The organism is Arthrobacter sp. UYP6, assembly GCF_040547315.1.
In the GTDB taxonomy this organism is placed as follows: Bacteria; Actinomycetota; Actinomycetes; order Actinomycetales; family Micrococcaceae; genus Arthrobacter_B.
On record NZ_JBEPPM010000003.1, the window covers coordinates 203,357 to 224,405 of the forward strand.

The following is a 21,049-nucleotide window of genomic DNA, read 5'->3' on the forward strand; positions in this document are numbered from 1 at the left end:
GGCGGCGGGAGGACAGCTAGGGCGCCGTGGCAATATCCCCGGCCGGGGCCTCCTGCCCCAGAGCGGAATGCTCGCCGCGCAGCAGGCGCTTGACGATCTTGCCGCTGGGATTCTTGGGCAGCGCGTCCGCAATCACCACGTATTTGGGTGTCTTGTAGCCGGCAAGGACACTGCGGGTATGTGCCATCACGGCCTCGGGGGTCAGCTCGGCTCCCGGCCGCGGCACCACCACCGCCGCGACCGCCTCCACCCAGTGCGGATGGGGAACGCCGAACACCGCAGTCTCGGCCACACCGTCCAGCAGGTAGATGGCTTCCTCCACCTCGCGGCTGGCGACGTTTTCCCCGCCGGTCTTGATCATGTCCTTTTTGCGGTCCACCACGCTCAAGTAACCGCCCTCGTCGAAATATCCCAGGTCACCCGAATGGAACCAGCCGCCGGAATAGGCCTCTGCCGTGCGGTCGGGATCGCGGTAGTAGCCCAACGTGGCGTGCGGGCTGCGGTGCACGATTTCCCCGACGGTGCCGGCGGGAACGGGGCGGCCGTCGTCGTCCACCACCGCAGTCTCCACGTTCAGGGACGGCCTGCCGGCGGATCCGGCATGCGTCAGCTGGTCCTCCGGTCCCAGGATGGTGGCCACCGGAGCCATTTCCGTCTGGCCGTAGAAGTTCCAGAACCGCACCTCCGGCAGGCGCTGCGCCAGCTCCTTGAGCACCTGCACGGGCATGGCGGACGCACCGTAGTAGCCCTTGCGCAGGGAGGAGAGGTTGGCGGCATCAAAGTGCGGCGAGCGGAGCAGCGAAATCCAGACCGTGGGCGGGGCGAAGAACTTGGTGACTCGCTCACGTTCAATCGCGGCCAGAATGGCCGCCGGATCCGGAGCCGGCAGGATGATGCTGGTGGCACCCAGATAGATGTCCGGTCCCAGAAAGCAGTCCAGCTGGGCGCAGTGGTAGAGCGGCAGGGTGTGCAGGTCAACGTCGTCGGAACCCATGTTGCCGTCCACCACCGCCGAGACGTATTCCCACAGCAGGGACCGGCTGGACATCAGTGCACCTTTGGGGCGGGACTCCGTGCCGGAGGTGTACATCAGGCGCACCGGATCATCGTCCGCCACCGTAACCCCCGGCACCGTAACCTCCGGCGCCGCGCCGTCGAACTCCATCCAGTCCTGCACGTTCCCCCACCCGGAAGGCGCGGCCCCGGTTCCGCTGCAAATGCAGGAGCGCACAACGATGCCGTCCGTGTCCGCAGCGTCCATGGCCGCTTCGGCGACGGAGACCAGCCCGTCCTGGACCACGAACGCGGTGGCACCGCTGTGGTCCAGGAGGTAGGCAACCTCATCGGCCCCGAGCATGAAATTGATCGGCACCAGCACCACTCCGGCGCGGGCGGTGGCAAACGCCAGCACCGCAAACTGCCAGTTGTTCCGGGAGAGCAGGGCCAGCCGGTCGCCGGGCTCCATGCCGTGTGCCCGGAGAGCCGACGCGGCCGATGCCACCGCCTGCTCAAACTCCGCGAACGTCAGGCGTACCGGACCGTCCACAACGGCGGTGCGCTGCGGAAAGCGGTGGGCGGTGCGCCGGGGCAGATCTCCCAGGGACTGACTCCGGGAGAAGGAGATGAGCGGGTTGACGGACATGCGGTACCCCCGGAGTTGAATGCTGTGCGCCGCCGCACCTTCGATGCGCCCACGGCCCTGTTGGCCCACATTCTGTCCCATTGGACCCCGCAGGGGAAGAACGGGTCCGGGGCGGTTAGACTGGCGCGCAGCCCGGACCACTCTGCACAGGAGGCACTTTCATGGCCTATCGCCATCTCACTCTGGAGTACGACGGCGCGCTGGCGCGGCTGACGCTGAACCGGCCCGAACAGGCCAACGCCCTGGACCCGGAGCTGGCCGGAGAGCTGGGGGCCGCGCTCGCAGACACCGAATCTCGGACGGATACCCATGTGCTCCTGCTGCAGGGCGCGGGGCGTTTTTTCTGCGCTGGAGGGGACGTTGCTGCCATGGCCGCAGCCGCCGACCAGGGCGGTTTCCTCAGGGAACTTGCGGTCAAGCTGCATGAGTTTGTTCTGGCGCTGGCACGGTCCCGGCTGATCAGCATTGGCGTGGTGGACGGACCCGCGGCAGGGGCCGGCCTGGGGCTGGTGCTGAACACGGACTTTATCCTGGCCTCGCCGAAGGCGCGGTTTCTGGCCGCCTACGCGGGAGTGGGGCTGACACCGGACTGCGGGGTGTCCTATCTGCTCCCCGAAGTGGTTGGTCCGCGCCGGGCGGCCGAGATGTGCCTGACCGGCCGGACGGCAGGATCCACCGACGCACTGGAGTGGGGGCTGGTGAACGAACTTCTCCCGTCCGCGGACCTTGCCTCGAGGGCACGGCAACTGGGGGAACAGCTGGCCTCCGGGGCCGTTGCCACCCTCGGGCCCACCAAACGGCTGCTGCGTGCCCGCAGCCTGGCCGGTTACGGGGAGCATCTGCAGCTGGAGGCCGAGACGATCGCGTCAATGGCGTCCTCCGCTGACACGCGGCAGCGGATTACCACCTTCGCAGCCCGGGCGAGCCGCTGACGCCGCTAGCCGCTGAGGCTTTCAGCCGCTGAGACTGCCGGCCGCCGGGTCAGGCCTTCTGTACCGTGATGGACCACTGCGCCGGGCCGATTTTGGAGAAGTCGGTCACCGGGTAGCTGTTCTCCGCAGCCCAGCGGGGAATGGCATCGGTGGCCTGGGTGCAGTCGAAATGGATGACCAGCTCGTCTCCGGAAGCCAGCGTGGTCATGGCCTCCTTGGCCTCAACCAGGGGGAAGGGGCAGACCTGTCCGTTGGTTTCAAGGGTTACCTGTGCCATGCGGAAAATTTCCTTTCAACGGCCGCCCGGAACAGGGCGGGATGGTTTTCTTGCGGTGTGGTTCTTTTGGGCGGCGCTGCGACTAGCCGTGAGCTGCTGTGCGGGCGGGTGACTTTCCTGCAGCACCTGATCCGGCTGCCGGCCCGCGGTTCATAATGGTCAGCCGTGCGCCCAGACCGGTGCCCAGGATCATGAACACCAGGGCCGTCCAGCCCTGGAAGCTAAACTGCGCGGTCTCCACCTTGGCATTGCCGATGGTGCAGCCGCCGGCAAGGGCCGCTCCGACTCCCATCAGTGCGCCGCCGCTCAGGCTCTTCACCACGGTGGCGGCATCGGGAACGCGGATGCGGAATTCTCCGCTGCTCTTGGCGGCAATGAAGGACCCAACCAGGATGCCGGCAACCAGGAGCACGCCCCAGTCCACCAGCTCGGGATCGCCGGTGACGAAGTAGTTCACGGCGTTGGAGGACGGCGTGGTGATTCCCAGGCCGGCTTCGCGTCCCGTGGCCCAGCTCAGCGGCCAGGCGGCAATGGCGATCAGCCCAATGATCGCTGCGGTGGCGAAGGCGTTCCACGGCTTTTCGAACAGCAGGTGAGCCAGCCCGGTTTTCGACGCCGGCGGGGTGGCCATCGTGAAACGCGGTTTGCTCAGGTGATGCCGGACCGCCAGACTTACGCCGGCAACCAACAGGGCCACGAAGATCCAGGGCGAAACGTTCAGGACCGAATAGAAAGTGCTCTGCTCAACGGTTACGGACCGCATGGCAGTGTTGAAGCCGGACAGCGGACCGGTCTTCATGACGGCGGCAAACAACGCATATGTCATCAGTGCAAGCCAGCTGCCCACCAGGCCCTCGCCGGCACGGTAATACGTTCCGGTAGCACAGCCGCCGGCAAGGATAATGGCGAATCCGAAAACAAATCCGCCAATGATCGTGGCCAGCCACGGAAAGGCACCGGAGGCGAGAGTAATGACGCCGGCGGCATCCAGGGCAAAGACACCGACACTCTGGACGGCAACCACCACAAGGAAGGCGGTGAGCCAGCGAGTGTTGCGCGTAACCCAGATATCGCGGAAGGCGCCGGTCACGCAAAAGCGGCCGCGCTGCATAACAAAGCCCAGAGCCATGCCTACAAAAAGGCCGGAGATCAGCATGGGGTACTCCTCAAGCGTTGTGAAGCTGCGGACAAATGACCCGCAGCTTCGAAACGTTAGGCCCCGGCTCCGGGGCGGGCCAAAGTAGATGGCCCGCGGTGAACGCAGATTAAGCCCCGTGACCGGGCAGGAAGATCCGGCAGCAAACTGACGTATGACGCCGTCCGGAATTTGTTGGCCGTGAACCCCGGAAACTGCCCCTAGTAATTACTAGGGAGTCCAAGTAAGTTGGGCGTCACGGCACCAATGAAGGGCAGGGAATGTTCGGACTCACGGAGGACCAGCGGGCCATCAGAGATATGGTGTCGGAATTCGCTTCCGATGCCCTGGCACCCAATGCCGCGAAATGGGATGAGACAAAGTACTTTCCGGTCCACGTTTTGGCTCAGGCCGGAGAACTCGGCATGGGAGCAATCTACGCTTCGGAGGAATACGGCGGTTCGGGTCTGTCCCGTTCGGACGCGGTGGTGATTTTTGAAGAACTCTCCAAGGCGGATCCGTCCATTGCGGCCTATATCTCCATCCACAACATGGTGGTGTGGATGATTGACACCTTTGGCACCGCGGACCAGCGGGCCCAATGGGTTCCGGAACTGGCATCCATGCAGGCGTTGGGCAGCTACTGCCTGACCGAGCCGGGAGCGGGCTCGGACGCGGCGGCGCTGACCACCAAGGCCGAACGGGACGGCGACGAGTACGTGCTCAACGGCGTCAAGCAGTTCATCTCGGGGGCCGGATCCTCCAGCTATTACATCGTCATGGCCCGCACCAGCGGTGCGGGCCCGCGCGGTATCAGCGCCATTGTGGTGCCGGCAGACACCCCGGGCCTCTCCTTTGGGCCGCCCGAGCGCAAGATGGGTTGGAATGCCCAGCCCACCGCACAGGTGATTTTCACCGATCTGCGGGTGCCGGCGGCCAACCGTCTGGGCGAAGAAGGTGCCGGTTTCGGCATTGCCATGAAGGGCCTGAACGGCGGCCGCCTCAACATGGGAGCGTGTTCCCTGGGCGGAGCGCAGGCAGCACTGGACAAGACCGTGGCGCACCTGAAGGGGCGCACCGCTTTCGGCAAACCGCTCATCGAGCAGTCCTCCCTGCTGTTCCGCCTGGCGGACATGGAAATGGATCTGCAGACCGCGCGGACCATGCTGTGGCGGGGTGCCGATGCGCTGGACCGGGGAGCGCCCGACGTTGTTCACCTCTGCGCCATTGCCAAACGGGTGGCCACTGACAACGCGTTCAACGTAGCCAACGAAGCGCTGCAGCTGCACGGCGGCTACGGCTATCTCTCCGAATACGGTGTGGAGAAAATTGTTCGGGACCTGCGGGTTCACCAAATCCTGGAAGGCTCCAACGAGATTATGCAGCTCATTGTCGGCCGAACGCTGGCGGAGGCCTGACATGAGCGAAACTTCTGAACTCAAGGAAAACCCTGAACCCGAGGTCCGCCTCGAACGCAGCGGACACCTGGGACACATCATCCTGAACCGGCCCAGGGCAATCAACGCGCTCACGGCCACCATGGTTTCCCTGATCAGCGGGGCCCTGGATGAGTGGGAGCACGACGACGGCGTGGCCACCGTCCTGCTCTCCGGCGCCGGAGAGCGCGGCTTGTGTGCCGGCGGTGACATTGTGGCCATCTACCGCGATGCCGGCAACGGCGGTGCGGAGTCGGCCCGATTCTGGGCCGAGGAGTACGAACTCAACGCCCGGATCAGCAGTTATCCGAAACCATATGTGGCACTGATGGACGGTATTGTGCTGGGCGGCGGTGTGGGCCTCTCGGCACATGCACGGCACCGGGTCGTCACCGAACGCACAAAGGTGGGCATGCCGGAAACGGGAATCGGTTTCATACCCGACGTCGGAGGCACCTACCTGCTCTCCCGGGCACCGGGTGAGCTGGGCACGCACGCAGCCCTTACCGCAGGAACCATGACGGGAGCCGACGCCCTGCTCCTGGGGCTGGCCGACGTCTATGTGGACAGCTCCCGGCTTGGTGAGCTGGCGGCGGCACTGGAGAAGAGGCAGGTGGAGGAAGTCCTGCAGGAATTCGCGCAGGAGCCACCCGCCGCGCCCCTTGCCGCAGCCCGGGACTGGATCGATGACTGCTACGCACACGACGACGTTGAGACCATCATTGACGCGCTGCTCCGGTCGGAGGCCAAGGACGCGCACGCAGCAGCCGCCGTCGTACTGGCCAAGTCCCCGTCTGCGCTCAAGGTGACGCTGGCGTCGCTGCGCCGGGCCCGGGAACTTCCAGACCTGCCGAGCGTGCTGGCACAGGAATACCGCGTCTCTCTGCATGCCCTGACCGCACCGGACTTCGCCGAGGGTGTCCGGGCGCAGGTCATCGACAAGGACCGGACCCCACAGTGGACACCGGCCACGCTGGAGGAGGTGCGGCAGGCAGACGTCGATTCCTATTTTGCGCCGCTGAACGGTCGGCATCAGCTGTGGGAGAACCGGCAGCCCGCGGGAAACGACGGTCATTTGATCAGTCAGGAGCAGCGATGACAGCCGACCGGAACACGCAAAGACAGGAGCAGCACCTGCAGATTGGTTTCATCGGGCTCGGCAACATGGGCGGTCCCATGGCCGCCAACCTGGTGGCCGCGGGCTATTCCGTCACCGGCTATGACCCGGTGCCCGCCGCCGCGGACAAAGCCGCTGCCGCGGGTATCCGGATGGCGGCCGCGGCCCACGAAGCGGTGTCCGGAGCCGGCGTCGTGATCACCATGCTGCCCACCGGAACGCATGTGCTCAACGCACTCTCAGGAGACGGAGACACGCGGGGCCTCCTCGCGGCAGCGGCCCCCGATGCCCTGTTTCTGGAGTGCTCGACCATTTCCGTAGAGGACGCCACCACGGCCCACGCACTGATGCTGGAGACCGGTCACCGCGGCCTGGACGCACCGGTGTCCGGCGGTGTGGTGGGCGCCGAAGCGGGAACCCTGACCTTCATGGTGGGCGGAGCGGAGGAGGACTTTGCCGCGGCGCTGCCCCTGCTCGAGGTGATGGGCGGGCGCGTGGTGCACTGCGGCGGGCCCGGAGCCGGCCAGGCCGCCAAGATCTGCAACAACATGATCCTTGGCGTGTCCATGATTGCCGTCAGCGAAGCGTTTGTCCTGGGCGAGGAACTCGGCCTGACCCACCAGGCCCTTTTTGATGTGGCTTCGGCAGCGTCCGGCCAATGCTGGGCGCTGACCACCAACTGTCCGGTTCCCGGTCCGGTGCCGGCCAGCCCCGCCAACCGGGAATACCGGCCCGGATTCGCCGCGGCCCTGATGGCCAAGGATCTGGGCCTGGCCGCCGATGCACTGGACTCCACCGGTGTCCGTGCCGACCTCGGCCGGCGGGCCGGGGAGATCTTCCGGGAGCTCACAGATGCCGGCGGCGGAGGAGAAGATTTTTCGGCCGTCATCAACACCATCCGTGCCGCCACGGACGGCGGTCCCGGTGACAACAACAGCAGCACCTATGACAACAGCAACACTGCCGGGCAGCAGTCGGCAGGACAGAGCGGAGCAGTATGAGCGAGTACAAGAACATCCTCCTGGAGCGCAGTGGACGGGTGGGCATCATTACCCTGAACCGGCCCAAGGCACTGAACGCACTGAACTTCGGGATGATGCAGGACGTGGTGTCGGCGGCGACGGAGCTGGACAATGATCCGGACATCGGCGCCGTTGTTATCACCGGATCCGAACGGGCGTTTGCCGCCGGCGCGGACATCAAGGAAATGTCCGAAAAGACCTACATGGACATGTATCTGGGGAACTGGTTCCGCGGTTGGGACGCCCTCGCAGCCGTGCGCACCCCGGTGATCGCCGCCGTCGCCGGCCATGCCCTGGGCGGAGGCTGCGAACTGGCGCTGCTGTGCGACTTCATCATCGCCGCGGACACCGCCACGTTTGGCCAGCCGGAAATCAGGCTCGGCGTGATCCCCGGCATTGGCGGCTCGCAGCGCCTGACCCGCGCGGTGGGCAAGGCCAAGGCCATGGAAATGATCCTCACCGGCCGGATCATCGATGCTGAGGAAGCCGAGCGGGCCGGCCTGGTCTCCCGCGTGGTGCCTGCCGCTGACCTGCTCGACGACGCCCGCACCACTGCGGAAACCATCGCCTCCATGTCCGCGCCGGTGGCCATGCTTGGCAAGGAGCTGGTGAACGCCGCGTTTGAAACGACCCTGGATTCCGGTATCCGCTTCGAGCGCCGGGTGTTCCACTCCGTCTTCGCCCTGGAAGACCAGAAGGAAGGCATGGCCGCATTCATCGAGAAGCGCAAGCCGGACTTCAAGCACCGCTGATCAGCCCCGCCAGACCACCAGCGCCAGGAACTCACCGCAGAATCCCACTCGAGACGAGGCAGCATGACCCAGCTCAACATCCCGTCGGAACCGGTGGCCGGAACCAACGGCACTTCCGATGACAGCTCCTTTCTGGCCGGCGTCGACCAGCCCATGTGGATCGGCGGGGAACCGGTTCACGCAGCCTCAGGGCAGTGGCGGGACGTGATGAACCCTGCCAGGCGGGAAACCGTGATTGCGCGGGTTCCGGCCGCAGGCCCCGAGGATGTGGACCGTGCGGTGAGTGCTGCGCGCGAAGCGTTCCCCGGCTGGCGCAGCCTCCACTTCACCGTCCGGGCGCGGGCGCTGGCCCTGATCGCGGACGACATTGAGGAGCGGGCGGAGGACTTTGCCCGCCTGACGGCCCTGGACACCGGCAACGCCCTGCGCACCCAGGCCCGTCCGGAGGTCACGACGCTCGTGGCGCTGTTCCGCTACTTCGCAGGCATTGCCGGGGAGGTTAAGGGCGTAACCCTGCCGGCCGGCGACGGTCAGCTGCAGTACACGCGGCTGGAACCGCTGGGCGTGGTGGCCTGCATCCTGCCGTGGAACTCGCCGCTGATGATTGCCGGTTTCAAGCTCCCCGCGGCACTGGCAGCCGGCAACACCGTGATCCTCAAAGCGGCCGACGACGCCCCGCTCACCATCCTGCTGCTCGCCGAGATCTGCGCACGGCACCTGCCGGCCGGGACGGTCAACGCCCTGACCGGGCGCGGAAGCATCATCGGCGCGGCACTGGCGGAGCATCCCGGCGTGGACAAGGTTTCCTTCACCGGTTCCACCGAGGTGGGCCGCGGCGTTGCCCGCACCGCCGGAGAGCGGCTGGCCCATGTCTCCCTGGAACTGGGAGGAAAGAACCCGTCGATCGTCTTTCCGGATGCCGTGGACGAGGACCTGATTGACGGCCTGCTGCTGGCGTCGCGCTTCACCCGGCAGGGCCAGAGCTGCACGGCCGGGTCCCGGCTGTTCCTGCACGAGGACATTTATGACGAGGTCCTCGAGCGTCTCACCGTTAAGCTGGGCGCCCTGGTGGTGGGCAATCCCCTGGATGAGGCCACGGACATGGGGGCCATCATCAACAACAGCCAGTTCTCCTCCATCAGCGGCTACCTTGATGACGGCCGCAGCTCCATGAAGACGCTCCTGGGCGGCAATGTTCCGGAGGAGGGTCCGCTGACCGAGGGCTACTTCCACCTGCCCACCGTGTTTGGCGGCGGACGGAACGACTTCCGCCTGGCACAGGAGGAAATCTTTGGGCCCGTGCTCGTCGCCATTCCGTGGCGCGACACCGAAGACGTCATCCGCATGGCCAACGACTCGCATTACGGACTGGCCGCCTACGTCTGGTCGCACAACTTGGACAACGCGCTGAACACCGCCCATCGGGTGGACGCCGGCTGGGTGCAGGTCAACCAGGGCGGCGGTCAGGTGGTGGGCCAGTCCTACGGCGGCTACAAGCAGAGCGGCATCGGCCGCGAGGTGTCGCTGGAGGGCATGCTGGCCGGGTTTACCCAGACCAAGCAGATCAACGTCAAGCTGCGCGGCTGAGGGATGAGTGAACAGGCGGGGGAATCGATGAGCGAAGGCACCCTGCGCCTCACCCGGAACGGTCCCGTGGCAACGCTAACGTTGTCCAACCCCTGCCGCCGCAACACCCTGACCGCGCGCATGTGGCGCCAGTTCGCGGTCGTACTCGCTCCGCTGGCGGAGGATCCCGCCGTCAAGGTGGTGATCATCCGCGGTGACGGCGAGGACTTCTCGGCCGGAGCGGACATCTCCGATCTGTCGGTCATCCTGCACAATCCGGAGAACGGACTGCACGACGGCGGTGACGTCACGGCGGGGGAGGAGGCCATTGCGGAGTTCCCCAAACCGGTGATTGCCGCCGTGGACGGCTACTGTCTGGGCGGAGCGTGGCAGGTGGCAGGAGCGTGTGATTTCCGGCTGGCCTCGGACCGCGCCGTTTTTGGCATCACGCCGGCGAAGATCGGCATTGTCTATCCGCTGTCCGGGATTGAGCGGCTGGTCCGGCTCGCGGGCCCCGGCGCCGCCAAATACCTGCTGTTCAGCGGCGACTTTGTTCCCGCCGAACAGGCGCTGCGGCTGGGTCTGGTGGAGCGGGTTATTCCGCAGGCCGACTTCTGGACCGACGTCGCCTCCTTTGCGCACCGCCTGGCCGGCCGCTCCCAGCTCTCGCTGCAGGCCATGAAGGAACTGGTGGATATTATGGCGGCCGTCGGCGCGGGCGGTGCGGGCGGCGCTGGCGGGAGCGCAGCACTGGAGCAGGCCAGCAACCGCTGGCAGCAGGAGATGGCCGCGGCACCGGATCCCGTCATCGGCGTTCGGGCGTTCCTGGCCAAGGAGGAACCGGTCTTCACCTGGACGGGACCGGGCGGGACCCCGTTAGGGACCACAGCCGGCAGCGCAACTGACAGTAGAGAGCCTACGGAAGAGGGACGATGAACCAGAACAGCGCCACCACTTTGTTCCGGGCCGCACGGGACGAGCTGCTCGCCCTGTCCGGCAGCTATGAGTTGGCTGTGGAGTCCTTTGCCTGGCCCCGGCTTCAAGGTCAGTTCAACTGGGCGGTGGACTGGTTCGATGCCATGGCCCGCGGCAACTCCGCCTGCGCCCTGTGGATTGTGGAAGAGGACGGATCGGAGCAGAAGTACAGCTTTGATGACATGGTCCGCCGCTCCGACCAGGTTGCCGCCTGGCTCTCGGAGCAGGGAGTGCGCCGGGGGGACCCGGTCATGCTGATGCTCGGCAACCAGGTGGAACTCTGGGAGAGCATGCTCGGGGCCATGAAGCTTGGCGCCGTGATCATGCCCACCGCCTCCGCGGCGGCCAGTGCGGACCTCGTGGACCGGATGAGCCGCGGAGGCGCGCGCTGGGTCATCGCCAATGCCGCCGATGCCGCAAAGTTCGACGGCATTAACGGGGACTACGGGAAGATTCTGGTTGGCGGGGGCATTTTTGACGGCGGCGCGGACCGTCTGCAAAGTGGCGGCTGGCTGGACTACCACCAGGCCTACTCGGCGGATCCGGTCCAGCTGGATACCGTTACCGACGCCGGCGATCCGCTGCTGTTCTATTTCACGTCGGGGACCACCAGCCGGCCAAAACTGGTGGAGCACACGCAGGTGTCTTATCCGGTGGGGCACCTGTCCACCATGTATTTCCTGGGATTGCAGCCCGGGGACGTGCACCTGAACATCAGCTCGCCGGGCTGGGCCAAGCATGCCTGGAGCAGCTTCTTTGCTCCGTGGAACGCGGAAGCCACCATCTTCATCTACAACTACGCGCGCTTCTGCCCTCAGGCCCTGCTGGAGCAGATGCACCGGGCAGGGGTGACGAGCCTGTGCGCACCGCCGACGGTGTGGCGGATGATGATCCAGTCCAGCTTGGGGGAGCGGCCGGGTGCGCTGCGGGAGCTGATTGGTGCCGGTGAACCGTTGAATCCGGAAGTGATTTCCAAGGTCCAGGCGGCTTGGGGGCTGTCCATCCGGGACGGGTTCGGCCAGACCGAAACCACGGCTCTGGTGGGGAACACTCCGGGAGCCGACCTGCATCCGGGTTCCATGGGCCGCCCGCTGCCCGGAGTTCCGGTGGTCATCATCGATCCGGCGACCGGAGAGCCCGCCGATGAAGGAGAAATTTGCCTGGACCTCGCCGGAACACCGCTGAACCTGATGACCGGCTATCGGGGTGATCCGGAGCGCACCCGGACAGTCATGGACGGCGGCTATTTTCACACCGGCGACATGGCGGTCCGAAACCCCGGCGGCTACATCACCTATGTTGGCCGCACCGATGACGTGTTCAAGGCCTCCGATTACAAGATCAGTCCGTTTGAATTGGAGAGCGTGCTGATTGAACATCCGGCGGTGGCCGAGGCCGCCGTCGTTCCCGCCCCCGATGAGCTTCGCCTGGCGGTGCCCAAGGCCTATGTGGCGCTGGCCGAGGGATGGGAGCCCAACCGGGAAACTGCCCTGTCGATCCTGGCGTATGCCCGTGAACATTTGGCTCCCTACCTGCGGGTGCGGCGGCTGGAATTCCATGAGCTGCCCAAGACGATGTCCGGAAAGATCCGCCGGGTCCAGCTGCGGGCTCTGGAGAACGACGGCGGTGCGGTGCGGTCCGGCGTCGAATACCGGGATGACGAGTTTCCGGAGCTCCGGGGGTGACGGCGTCCTCCAAGCCCCTGGCGCAGGATCCCATCGAGCAGGCGCGGCGGCACTGGGAGGAACACGGCTGGGGGGACGCGGCGGACGGCATGGCTGCTGTGACAGCCGTCATGCGGACGTCACAGATCCTGTTCACCCGGGTGGAAAGTGTTCTCAAGCCGTTTGGCCTGACCTTCTCCCGTTTTGAACTTTTAGCCCTCCTCGGTTTCACCGCCACCGGGGCGCTGCCCATGGCCAAGGCGGGCGCCCGGCTGCAGGTGCATCCGACGTCGGTCACCAACGCCGTGGACCGGCTGGAACAGGCGGGACTGGCCGAACGGCGACCGCATCCTTCCGACGGGCGGACCGTTCTGGTGGAGATCACTCCGGCCGGCAGGAAGCTGGTGCCCGTCGCAGCTGCTGCCCTGAACGCTGAGGTGTTTTCCCGGCCGGGTTTTGGCTCGGAGGACCTCACGGCGCTGACGGAAATCCTCACGCGCTTTCGTCGATCCGCCGGAGACTTTCAGGAGCGCGCTGATCAATCCGGGTGAACCATATCGGGTCAGGGGCCATCGATGAGCGTAATTCCAGCGATCAGGCCCTGAGCCAGAAAGAAGCCCCAGAAAGCTGAAAGCATAGCCCATCCGAAGCGCCCGGAATGTGCTGCAAAAACTGCACCCATTAATCCCATGCCAACCGGAATACCAAAGAGCCATAAAGGTCTAATGCGCCCCGAGCCGGTCCAGTCGGGGATTAAAAGAAGTGATATCAGGGCACATATCATGAGGACCCAAGTGGTGACAGGTTTTTGTGCGCGAGGTGGAATGAGCTCCGGTGGTTCGCTGATAGGCATGGGCCGGGCACTTCACTTCCTCGCAAGTGCAAACAGTGTAACTCGATGCCACGCTAGCAGGCATCCTGCCGAGATATCCGGAGATCAAGGAAACTCTCGGTCTGACAAATGCTGCCTTTGGTGCTGCTGTAGCGGCTTACCCGCTGGGCGCATTGCTCTTGGGGCTTCTCGGCGGGGGTGCTCATCCGCCGCTTGGGATCCGCAAGGGTCGCGGTCATCGGAACCGCCGCGGCAGCCATCGGGATCTTCATGGCGGCAACCGGCCAATGCCGGTTGGCGCTGGCCGGGGGACTGTTCGTCGCAGGGGCGATGGACTCCATCACCGATGTCGCCCAGAATTCCCACGGGCTCCGGGTGCAGAGACTGTACAAGCGGTCGATCCTCAACTCATTTCACGCTGTGGAGCGTCGGAGCGGTTGCCGGAGGTGCCTTGGGTGCGCTGGCGGCCGAACTTGGCATGGCCCGCACTCTTCATCTCGGCATTAGCGGAATAGTTTTCAGTGCTGCCGCGGCCGGCATCTACCGCCTGCTTCTTGCCGGACCCGAACCGGTGGAAGCTGACATCTCCCTCGGGTTCATTGCTCTGCAGGGCATGCAGCTTATTGGCCGGCTCCTCGGCGACCGCCTCATAGATCGGTTCGGCCAGCGCCTGATCGCCCGCCTGGGCGGCCTCATTGTTATGCTCGGCATGTCCGCAGCTCTCCTGGTGCCCGGCATCGCGTCGACAATCATCGGATTCGGCCTGGCCGGACTGGGGGTGGCAACACTGATCCCGGCGGCGATGCACGCAGCGGACGAGCTGCCCGGTTTCAAGGCCGGTGCCGGTCTGACCATCGTCAGCTGGCTGATGCGCGTTGGCTTCCTGGTATCCCCGCCTGAGATCGGCGCGGTCGCGGACGCATCAGAACTCCGGTACGGCCTGCTGGTCATGCCGCTGGGTGGATTGCTTGTTGTCTTGCTGGCCGGAGTGCTGACGGGTAAACAGTCTACGCACTGACAGTCCACCACCGAGGTTTAGCCCGGAGGGCCCGATTCAGCCGCGAACTCGTGGTGTGGACTCTAAGGGAGTGGAAGCCGGAATGCCTTCGAGGGTCTGCTTCCGGCGTGGCCGCAACGGCGGCCGTTCTGTGCGGCAGGGGCCATCCGGCCGTGGCCGGGTAGGCTCGTCATACCCAAGGAAAGGACCTGCCCGTGGTCTCCATCGTCTGGCTCCGCGACGATCTGCGCACAGCGGACAATCCTGCCCTGCTGGCCGCAGCCCACGACGGCGACGCGGTAGCCCTCTATGTTCTGGATGAGGAATCACCGGGTATCCGGCCGCTCGGTGCCGCCGCGAAGTGGTGGCTGCACCACGCACTGAAGACCCTGCGGGAAGACCTTGATGCCCTGGGCATTGAGCTGGTGCTGCTGCGGGGGCCGGCGGGCGGCGTCGTTCCCGCGTTCGCGCAGGAAACGGGCGCGGAGCGCGTCTTCTGGAATCGGCGCTACGGCGGGCCGGAGCGGGTTGTGGACACAGCGGTCAAGGAGTGGGCGGCGGGCGCGGATGTGCAGGCTGAGAGCTTTCAGGCTTCGCTGCTGCACGAACCCTGGACTGTGCGTACGGGCGGCGGCGGACCGTACCGGGTCTTCACTCCCTTCTGGCGCACGGTCTCCGCAATGGATTTCCGGGCGCCTCTTTCGGTTCCGGACAGGGCCGATGCCCCGCCGGACGGCATCCCCGCCGGGGAGGACCTGGAGGACTGGAACCTGCTGCCGCTGCATCCGGACTGGTCCGCAGGGTTGGCGGAAGCCTGGACCCCGGGCGAGGAAGCCGGCCTGTCCGCCCTCAGCGACTTCCTAGCCGGCCCGGTGCAGAATTACGACGACGGCCGGGACCGCCCGGCGAAGCCCGGAACCAGCAGGCTCTCCCCGTACCTGCGATGGGGGCATGTGAGTCCGTTCCAGGTGTGGCACGCCCTGTCCCGCGTCCGCGGAAACGGGCCGGGGCCGGATGTGTTCGGCACCGAAATCGGCTGGCGTGAGTTCTGCTGGCACCAGCTCTTTCACAACCCGGATCTGGCTACCAGGAACCTGCGGCCTGCCTTCGACGGGTTTCCCTGGGACCATCCGGAGGGCGCCGGACCTCTGACCCCGGCGATCCTGCGCGGGAAAGATGCGCAGGCGCCGTCGGAATCCCGGCCGGGTGACCTGTCCGCCCTCGATGCTTGGAAGGCCGGAAGAACAGGGATTCCGCTGGTCGACGCCGGCCAGCGGCAGCTTTGGAGAACTGGCTGGATGCACAACCGGGTGCGGATGGTCGCCGCCAGTTTCCTGATCAAGAACCTGGGCATCCATTGGCGGGCGGGCGAGGAATGGTTCTGGGAGACTCTGGTGGACGCAGACCCCGCGAGCAATCCCGCCAACTGGCAGTGGGTCGCCGGCTCCGGCGCGGACGCAGCACCGTTCTTCCGGATCTTCAATCCGCAGACACAGGCGAAGCGCTTTGATCCCGACGGTGAGTATGTCTCGCGCTGGGTGCCGGAGGCACTGACTCCCGCCTATCCCGAGCCGCTGGTGGATTTGCGGCAGTCGCGCCGGCACGCGCTTGAGGGGTACGAGAGCATTCGCTGAGCAGCTGCACAGCGCGGCGATGAAGGGGCTTCGAACTCAGCTGTCAGCGCGCGGACCTTCTGCGGCGTAACAGGCCCACTCGGCGAGGCCGGCTTGAATGACTATGTACCGGTCATCGAACGTCTCAGCGCGGTATTCTTCGGAGAGGTTGTGGTTGAGGGCCGCGCGGAAAGCTGCGGCATAGTCGGCGGTTGGACCGATGACGAACCTGCGGTCGGGGCCGCTGCGGACGACTGCCCAGCGGGTGTCCGGTGCGGCCGCGGCAGCGGCGGCAGTGTCGTAATAGTCCACAGCCAGGCCGAAGTGTCCGTCCCACTCCACACCCTGAACCGACACTTCTCCCGGCTGCTGCTGCTCATCATTAGCGGCAGGTCGCCAGTCCACCACCCTCCGTTCGTCGTCGAGGACCAGCGTGAGGCGGGGCCGGGCGGGAAGATCGGAACTCACAGGCACTGCGAGAGCGAGGGAACGGGGCCGGATGTTGTCCGGTTGAGTATTAAACGTTCCGGCGGCCGTGTGCAGAACGTACGTTGTTGCACCGTGCTCCGAGGGCTCGCCGCAGTCAATGCGGCGCAGTGTGGTGGTGAGGTCCAATGACTCCTGACTTTCCTACGAATCCGGGCGAAAAAGATGGACGATTCGCCGGTGGCTGCCGCTGCTTCTGCCACCAATTTTACCGGTCCGGGCGGGTGGACTGACAGAAGGTGTTGATCACACAGAGATGCAGGCTGAAGACCGGATGTCCACCGCCGAACGAGTCAGCCACGATGCACCGGAAGAGCCGCCAACCGCACCGGTAGCCGGTTGGCGGCTCCGGGTTCTAGACCTGCCCCTGGCCGGGAGTGCCGGCCGGATGCGGCTGGAGCACCTGAACATCCATCTCTCCGGAGAGCTTGCCGTCTAGGGCTGCGGTCAGGGCCTTGAACGCCGGGCTCGCCGAATGGGCCTGCAGGTCTTCGGGGGTGGCCCACTTTTCGATCATGACCAGCCGGTCACGTCCCTCATTGAGGCTGTACACCTCGCAGCCGGCATCTTCAGCGTGCACGCGGGGGATCACTTCTTCCAAAGCCGCAATGACTTCATCCCGGGACTCGGGCTTCGGCACCATGGTGGCAACTACAACAAGACTCATGACTTCTGCTCCTTCAAAGCATCAAGGGCGGCGTCGACCGGAACCGAACCGTTGTTAAATTCGATAGTCTGCCCGATGGTGGCGGGACGGTCCAGCACGGCGGCGGCAACCAGGGCCACATCTTCACGGGAGACCTGGGTGCCCTCCACGCCGGGACCGGTTTCAATCTTTCCGGTGCCCGGTTCCATGGTCAGCGCGCTGGGACCAAGAATGGTCCAGTCCAGTCCGCTGCTGCACAGGTACTCGTCGGCAGCGGCCTTGGCCTCGGCATACGCGAAGAACCCGTCGTCCTCAGGGACACCGTGGTGGGGGCCGGCACCAAAATAGGACACCATGACGTAGCGGGGAACACCGGCAGCCTTGGCTGCATCCATTGAACGGATGGCGGCGTCACGGTCCACTGCATAGGTGCGCTCCGCCGTTCCGCCGCCCGCGCCGGCAGACCAGACAACAGCGTCCTGACCGGCAAGTTTCTGCGCGATTTCCTCGGTGGAGAGATTCTCGACGTCGGCGACGACGGCGGCAGCTCCGGTGGCTTCGACGTCGGCAGTGTGGTCCGGATTGCGGAACAGCGACTTGACCTGGTGGCCGTTGGCCGTGAGGTCCCTGGCCAGATGAAGGGCGACTTTGCCGTGGCCTCCGATAATGGCAATACGTGACATGGTGAGTCCTTTCGTGGGGATCAGTGTCCCTGCCACCATAAGCACGCTGATGGTTGGCGTGCACACTTGTTCCGCTGATGGCAGAGCATCCCCCAAATAGGGTGTCAGCGGGAATAAAACGGGGATGGTCCGCGGACGGGGAGGGTCCGCTTAGATCGGAAGGTTCCGCAGCAGTCCGCCGAGCCGCATTAGCTCCACCGGGAGGTGCTCGGTCAGGCTGAGTCCGGCGATATTGGCCACGGTGGACACATCGGCTATCAGCCGCACCAGTTCGGACATTCGCATGCCGTCCGTGTTCGTACCCACGGAATTGGTGAAGTCGCGGCGGTCCAGGATGTCCAGATCAATATGAACCGCCAGTTGGGTTGCCCCCGTACCGGCAATCCAGTCCAGCACCCGGCGGCTGTCCTCGGAGGTGTCCATAATGCCCACACTCTTGATGCCGAGCCGCTCCTTGACGGCGATGCCTTCGTCATCCCACTGCCGCAGTCCCACCTGCAGGATTTTCGACGGCGAAATCAGCGCCGGCAGCTCCGCGATGATTCCGGCGTCGCCCTCTCCCGCGAGGGTGGCTAAAGCCATGGAATGGAACCCGGTGTAGGAATCGCCCGGGACACTGGTGTCGGGATGGGCGTCGATCCACAGGACCGCAAGGTCCTCTCCGTAGACGGAGGCAAGGTGGCTGAAGGGAGCCACGCTCACGGAGCACTCCCCGCCAAAGGTGACCACCGACTCCGGCGCGGCGTCCCGCAGGATCGTCAGCGCGGCGGTCAGCTGGCGCACCACGGCGCCCCGGGCATAGATGCCGTCCACCGTGGCCAGCGCCTCATCACTGGTATCGGTGCTCACCGGCACATGGGCGGTGGGGCCGTCATGATCCGGGGACAGCAGTTCCAGGAGCGCCGGTCCCAGATTGAACGAAAGCTGGGTGTCGTGCGCATCGACTCCCGGATGCAGCTGGTGGGTGGAGGGGCCGGAGGCACCCTGCCATTGCGGAAAAATTAGGCGCAGCGCGCCGGGACCGGAGGGGGAGGTCTGGCTCATGGCCCCAATTTACGCCGCAGCAGCGGGCCCGATAAGGGCTAAGGACAGCGGCGGGCGGCTGCACGGCAAATTGGCAGCCGACAAACCGCCGCCGCAAACAAAATAGGATGGACCCATGACTGCAACACTCGTAGCCCGCGATCTGTCCGGCGGCTACGCCCACCGCACCCTTTTCTCGCATCTGTTTCTGACCGTCGCGCCGGGCGACGTAGTGGGTGTGGTGGGGTCCAACGGCGCCGGAAAATCCACTCTCCTGCGTCTGCTGGCCGGCGCTGCCGAGCCACTCGCCGGCAGCGTGTCCACCGCTCCCGCGGATGCCTTCATTGGCTGGCTGCCCCAGGAACACGAACGCGTGGAGGGTGAAACGGTGGCCGGCTACATCGGTCGCCGCACCGGCGCGGCGGCAGCCACCGAAGCGATGGAAGCCACTGCGGAGGCGCTTGGCTCCGGAGCCAAAGGGGCCGACGACGCCTACGCCGTCGCGCTGGATCACTGGCTGGCCAGTGGAGCCGCTGATTTGGAGGACCGGAATCCGGCCGTCCTCGCCGAGCTGGGGCTGGACGTGGGCGCGGACGCGCTGATGACCTCACTCTCCGGTGGGCAGGCAGCCCGGGTGGCACTCGCGGCCCTGCTGCTGAGCCGGTTCGACATTGTGCTCCTGGACGAGCCCACCAATGACCTGGACCTGGCCGGACTCGCCCGGCTGGAGGACTTTGTTCAGGGCCTGCGCGGCGGCGTGGTCCTCGTTTCGCATGACCGCGAATTCCTGGCCCGCTGCGTGACCACCGTGGTGGAGCTTGACCTGGCGCAGAACAAAGTGGCCGTATACGACGGCGGGTACGACGCCTTCCTGGAGGAACGCGACGTGTCGCGCCGGCATGCCCGCGAGGCATACGAGGAGTTCGCCGACAAGAAAGCGGATCTGGTCTCCCGTGCCCGCACCACACGCGAGTGGAGCTCCCAGGGTGTTCGCAATGCCATGAAGAAAGCGCCGGACAATGACAAGATCCGGCGAAAGGCCTCGGCGGAATCTTCCGAGAAGCAGGCGCAGAAAGTGCGGCAGATGGAATCCCGGATTGCGCGCCTGGATGAAGTGGAGGAGCCGCGCAAGGAATGGCAGCTGCAGTTCACCATTGGGGCGGCCCCGAGGTCCAGTTCAGTGGTTGCCACGCTGAACAACGTGGTGGCCCGCCGTGGATCCTTTACGCTGGGGCCGGTCTCGGTCCAGATCAACGCCGGGGAGCGGATCGGGATCACCGGACCCAACGGTGCGGGAAAGTCCACCCTGCTGGCACTCCTGCTCGGCCGGCTGGAACCCAGCGACGGCAGCTCCTCACTGGGTTCCTCGGTGGCCGTGGGGGAGATTGACCAGGCCCGCGGGCAGCTGGACCACGCCCTGCCGCTGGGGGATGCGTTTGAGGCGGCGGTTCCGGAAATGAACAGCGCCGAGGTGCGCACCCTGCTGGCCAAGTTTGGGCTCAAGGCGGATCAGGTGACCAGCGCCGTGCAGTCGCTGTCGCCGGGCGAGCGGACCCGGGCCTCACTGGCGCTGCTGCAGGCCCGCGGCGTGAATCTGCTGGTGCTCGACGAGCCGACCAACCACCTGGACCTGCCGGCGATCGAGCAGCTGGAAGAGGCGCTGGAAAGCTACGAGGGAGCGCTGCTCCTGGTCTCACATGACCGGCGGATGCTGGAAAATGTCCGGCTGGATGCCCGCTGGGACGTCACCGGCGGAATTGTCACCGTGCAGTAGAGGTATTCAGTGAGGCAATACTGAATACCATTACCGGCGTGAATGTGGTAGATGTTACTGCAAAGAACTGGTTTCGCTTTGAGTGTGTCGCTGTATATGTCGTTGTAAATGTAAGGTCTCGGTTTTCTCAGGTCTCGGTCTTTCGGGGGGAGTAGTTATCATGGCTTCACTGCAGCTGCTTGGAAGGATTGACCGGTGAAGGGCCTGCGCGTCATGGACGTGCCCGTCCTGCTCAGCGTCTGGGTCCTGTGCGTGAGCACGGATTGGTCCACCGGCACCAAAGCCGCCCTCAACATTGCCGCGGTGGCCCTCCTGTGCCTCAAAGAGTTGCTGGTGCACCGCCGTTTGCAGCGCACTTCGGCTCCGGCCCGGCAGCCCGCTGCGGTCCGTTCGGCGGAACTGGTCTTCGCCACCGCTTAGCTGCCACGGCACAGGGCGTAGTCTCAGTAGCCCCGGCACTTTGCCTGGTGAAACTTG

General features: G+C 65.5%; 21 protein-coding genes. 13 read left to right on the plus strand and 8 right to left on the minus strand.

Features of this window, described 5'->3' with window-relative positions:
- Window positions 1–16: 16 nt before the first annotated feature.
- The gene (locus tag ABIB35_RS03985) at window positions 17–1,642 is read right to left on the minus strand and encodes a fatty acyl-CoA synthetase (protein WP_354179096.1); all 1,626 of its coding nucleotides are present in this window, start codon (window positions 1,640–1,642) and stop codon (window positions 17–19) included.
- A 161-nt stretch (window positions 1,643–1,803) separates the two neighbouring features.
- Here ABIB35_RS03985 and ABIB35_RS03990 point away from each other — a divergent pair, with 161 nt between their 5' ends.
- Window positions 1,804–2,574 (plus strand): enoyl-CoA hydratase/isomerase family protein, encoded by a 771-nt coding sequence (locus ABIB35_RS03990; protein WP_354179098.1) that lies wholly within the window; start codon window positions 1,804–1,806, stop codon window positions 2,572–2,574.
- Window positions 2,575–2,623: 49 nt separating this feature from the next.
- Here the strand turns inward: ABIB35_RS03990 and ABIB35_RS03995 are convergent, their stop codons facing one another.
- Together ABIB35_RS03995 and ABIB35_RS04000 are read right to left on the minus strand one after the other, a co-directional pair.
- Entirely contained in the window at window positions 2,624–2,851 is a 228-nt protein-coding gene (locus ABIB35_RS03995) for a sulfurtransferase TusA family protein (protein ID WP_354179100.1), read from the minus strand.
- Window positions 2,852–2,933: 82 nt separating this feature from the next.
- Window positions 2,934–4,007, minus strand: coding sequence for a YeeE/YedE family protein (locus ABIB35_RS04000; RefSeq protein ID WP_354179102.1), 1,074 nt, complete (start codon window positions 4,005–4,007; stop codon window positions 2,934–2,936).
- A 260-nt stretch (window positions 4,008–4,267) separates the two neighbouring features.
- Here ABIB35_RS04000 and ABIB35_RS04005 point away from each other — a divergent pair, with 260 nt between their 5' ends.
- The 8 genes from ABIB35_RS04005 (at window position 4,268) to ABIB35_RS04040 (ending at window position 13,069) form a co-directional block, all read left to right on the plus strand.
- Window positions 4,268–5,404 carry an acyl-CoA dehydrogenase family protein gene (locus ABIB35_RS04005; RefSeq protein ID WP_354179104.1) on the plus strand — a complete coding sequence of 379 codons (1,137 nt, stop codon included), beginning with the start codon at window positions 4,268–4,270 and terminating at the stop codon, window positions 5,402–5,404.
- Window position 5,405: 1 nt separating this feature from the next.
- Window positions 5,406–6,521 (plus strand): enoyl-CoA hydratase/isomerase family protein, encoded by a 1,116-nt coding sequence (locus ABIB35_RS04010; protein WP_354179106.1) that lies wholly within the window; start codon window positions 5,406–5,408, stop codon window positions 6,519–6,521.
- Complete coding sequence (gene mmsB / locus ABIB35_RS04015; RefSeq protein WP_354179108.1) at window positions 6,518–7,540, plus strand: 3-hydroxyisobutyrate dehydrogenase; 1,023 nt, start codon at window positions 6,518–6,520, stop codon at window positions 7,538–7,540. The genes ABIB35_RS04010 and mmsB overlap by 4 nt, the downstream gene beginning before the upstream one ends.
- Complete coding sequence (locus ABIB35_RS04020; protein ID WP_354179110.1) at window positions 7,537–8,313, plus strand: enoyl-CoA hydratase; 777 nt, start codon at window positions 7,537–7,539, stop codon at window positions 8,311–8,313. Before mmsB ends, ABIB35_RS04020 begins: the two co-directional genes overlap by 4 nt.
- A gap of 63 nt (window positions 8,314–8,376) precedes the next feature.
- Window positions 8,377–9,900: an aldehyde dehydrogenase family protein gene (locus ABIB35_RS04025; RefSeq protein ID WP_502915722.1), complete on the plus strand. Its 1,524-nt coding sequence runs from the start codon at window positions 8,377–8,379 to the stop codon at window positions 9,898–9,900.
- A gap of 3 nt (window positions 9,901–9,903) precedes the next feature.
- Window positions 9,904–10,815: an enoyl-CoA hydratase/isomerase family protein gene (locus ABIB35_RS04030; RefSeq protein ID WP_354179112.1), complete on the plus strand. Its 912-nt coding sequence runs from the start codon at window positions 9,904–9,906 to the stop codon at window positions 10,813–10,815.
- Complete coding sequence (locus ABIB35_RS04035; protein ID WP_354179114.1) at window positions 10,812–12,539, plus strand: AMP-binding protein; 1,728 nt, start codon at window positions 10,812–10,814, stop codon at window positions 12,537–12,539. The genes ABIB35_RS04030 and ABIB35_RS04035 overlap by 4 nt, the downstream gene beginning before the upstream one ends.
- Window positions 12,536–13,069: a MarR family winged helix-turn-helix transcriptional regulator gene (locus ABIB35_RS04040; protein ID WP_354179115.1), complete on the plus strand. Its 534-nt coding sequence runs from the start codon at window positions 12,536–12,538 to the stop codon at window positions 13,067–13,069. Before ABIB35_RS04035 ends, ABIB35_RS04040 begins: the two co-directional genes overlap by 4 nt.
- Window positions 13,070–13,080: 11 nt before the next feature.
- On the opposite strand, the gene ABIB35_RS04045 is transcribed toward ABIB35_RS04040, so the two are convergent.
- A complete protein-coding gene (locus ABIB35_RS04045; RefSeq protein ID WP_354179116.1) occupies window positions 13,081–13,371 on the minus strand; it encodes a hypothetical protein in 291 nt (96 codons plus the stop codon).
- Between the two features lie 457 nt (window positions 13,372–13,828).
- Here ABIB35_RS04045 and ABIB35_RS04050 point away from each other — a divergent pair, with 457 nt between their 5' ends.
- Both ABIB35_RS04050 and ABIB35_RS04055 read left to right on the plus strand, forming a co-directional pair.
- Window positions 13,829–14,368, plus strand: coding sequence for an MFS transporter (locus tag ABIB35_RS04050; protein ID WP_354179118.1), 540 nt, complete (start codon window positions 13,829–13,831; stop codon window positions 14,366–14,368).
- Window positions 14,369–14,562: 194 nt separating this feature from the next.
- Window positions 14,563–15,981, plus strand: coding sequence for a cryptochrome/photolyase family protein (locus ABIB35_RS04055; RefSeq protein ID WP_502915723.1), 1,419 nt, complete (start codon window positions 14,563–14,565; stop codon window positions 15,979–15,981).
- 36 nt (window positions 15,982–16,017) lie between these two features.
- Here ABIB35_RS04055 and ABIB35_RS04060 read toward each other — a convergent pair whose 3' ends face one another.
- From ABIB35_RS04060 to ABIB35_RS04075, 4 genes are all read right to left on the minus strand, one after another.
- Window positions 16,018–16,575 (minus strand): hypothetical protein, encoded by a 558-nt coding sequence (locus ABIB35_RS04060; RefSeq protein ID WP_354179119.1) that lies wholly within the window; start codon window positions 16,573–16,575, stop codon window positions 16,018–16,020.
- Window positions 16,576–16,801: 226 nt separating this feature from the next.
- A complete protein-coding gene (locus ABIB35_RS04065) occupies window positions 16,802–17,113 on the minus strand; it encodes a putative quinol monooxygenase (RefSeq protein WP_354179121.1) in 312 nt (103 codons plus the stop codon).
- Window positions 17,110–17,775: an SDR family oxidoreductase gene (locus tag ABIB35_RS04070; protein WP_354179122.1), complete on the minus strand. Its 666-nt coding sequence runs from the start codon at window positions 17,773–17,775 to the stop codon at window positions 17,110–17,112. The genes ABIB35_RS04065 and ABIB35_RS04070 overlap by 4 nt, the downstream gene beginning before the upstream one ends.
- 150 nt (window positions 17,776–17,925) lie before the next feature.
- Window positions 17,926–18,819, minus strand: coding sequence for an arginase family protein (locus ABIB35_RS04075; protein WP_354179124.1), 894 nt, complete (start codon window positions 18,817–18,819; stop codon window positions 17,926–17,928).
- Window positions 18,820–18,934: 115 nt separating this feature from the next.
- On the opposite strand from ABIB35_RS04075, the gene abc-f reads away from it, so the two are divergent.
- On the plus strand, window positions 18,935–20,572 hold the full coding sequence (gene abc-f / locus ABIB35_RS04080) for a ribosomal protection-like ABC-F family protein (RefSeq protein WP_354179125.1): 1,638 nt from the start codon (window positions 18,935–18,937) through the stop codon (window positions 20,570–20,572).
- 195 nt (window positions 20,573–20,767) lie between these two features.
- Window positions 20,768–20,992 (plus strand): hypothetical protein, encoded by a 225-nt coding sequence (locus ABIB35_RS04085; RefSeq protein ID WP_354179127.1) that lies wholly within the window; start codon window positions 20,768–20,770, stop codon window positions 20,990–20,992.
- Window positions 20,993–21,049 lie beyond the last annotated feature (57 nt).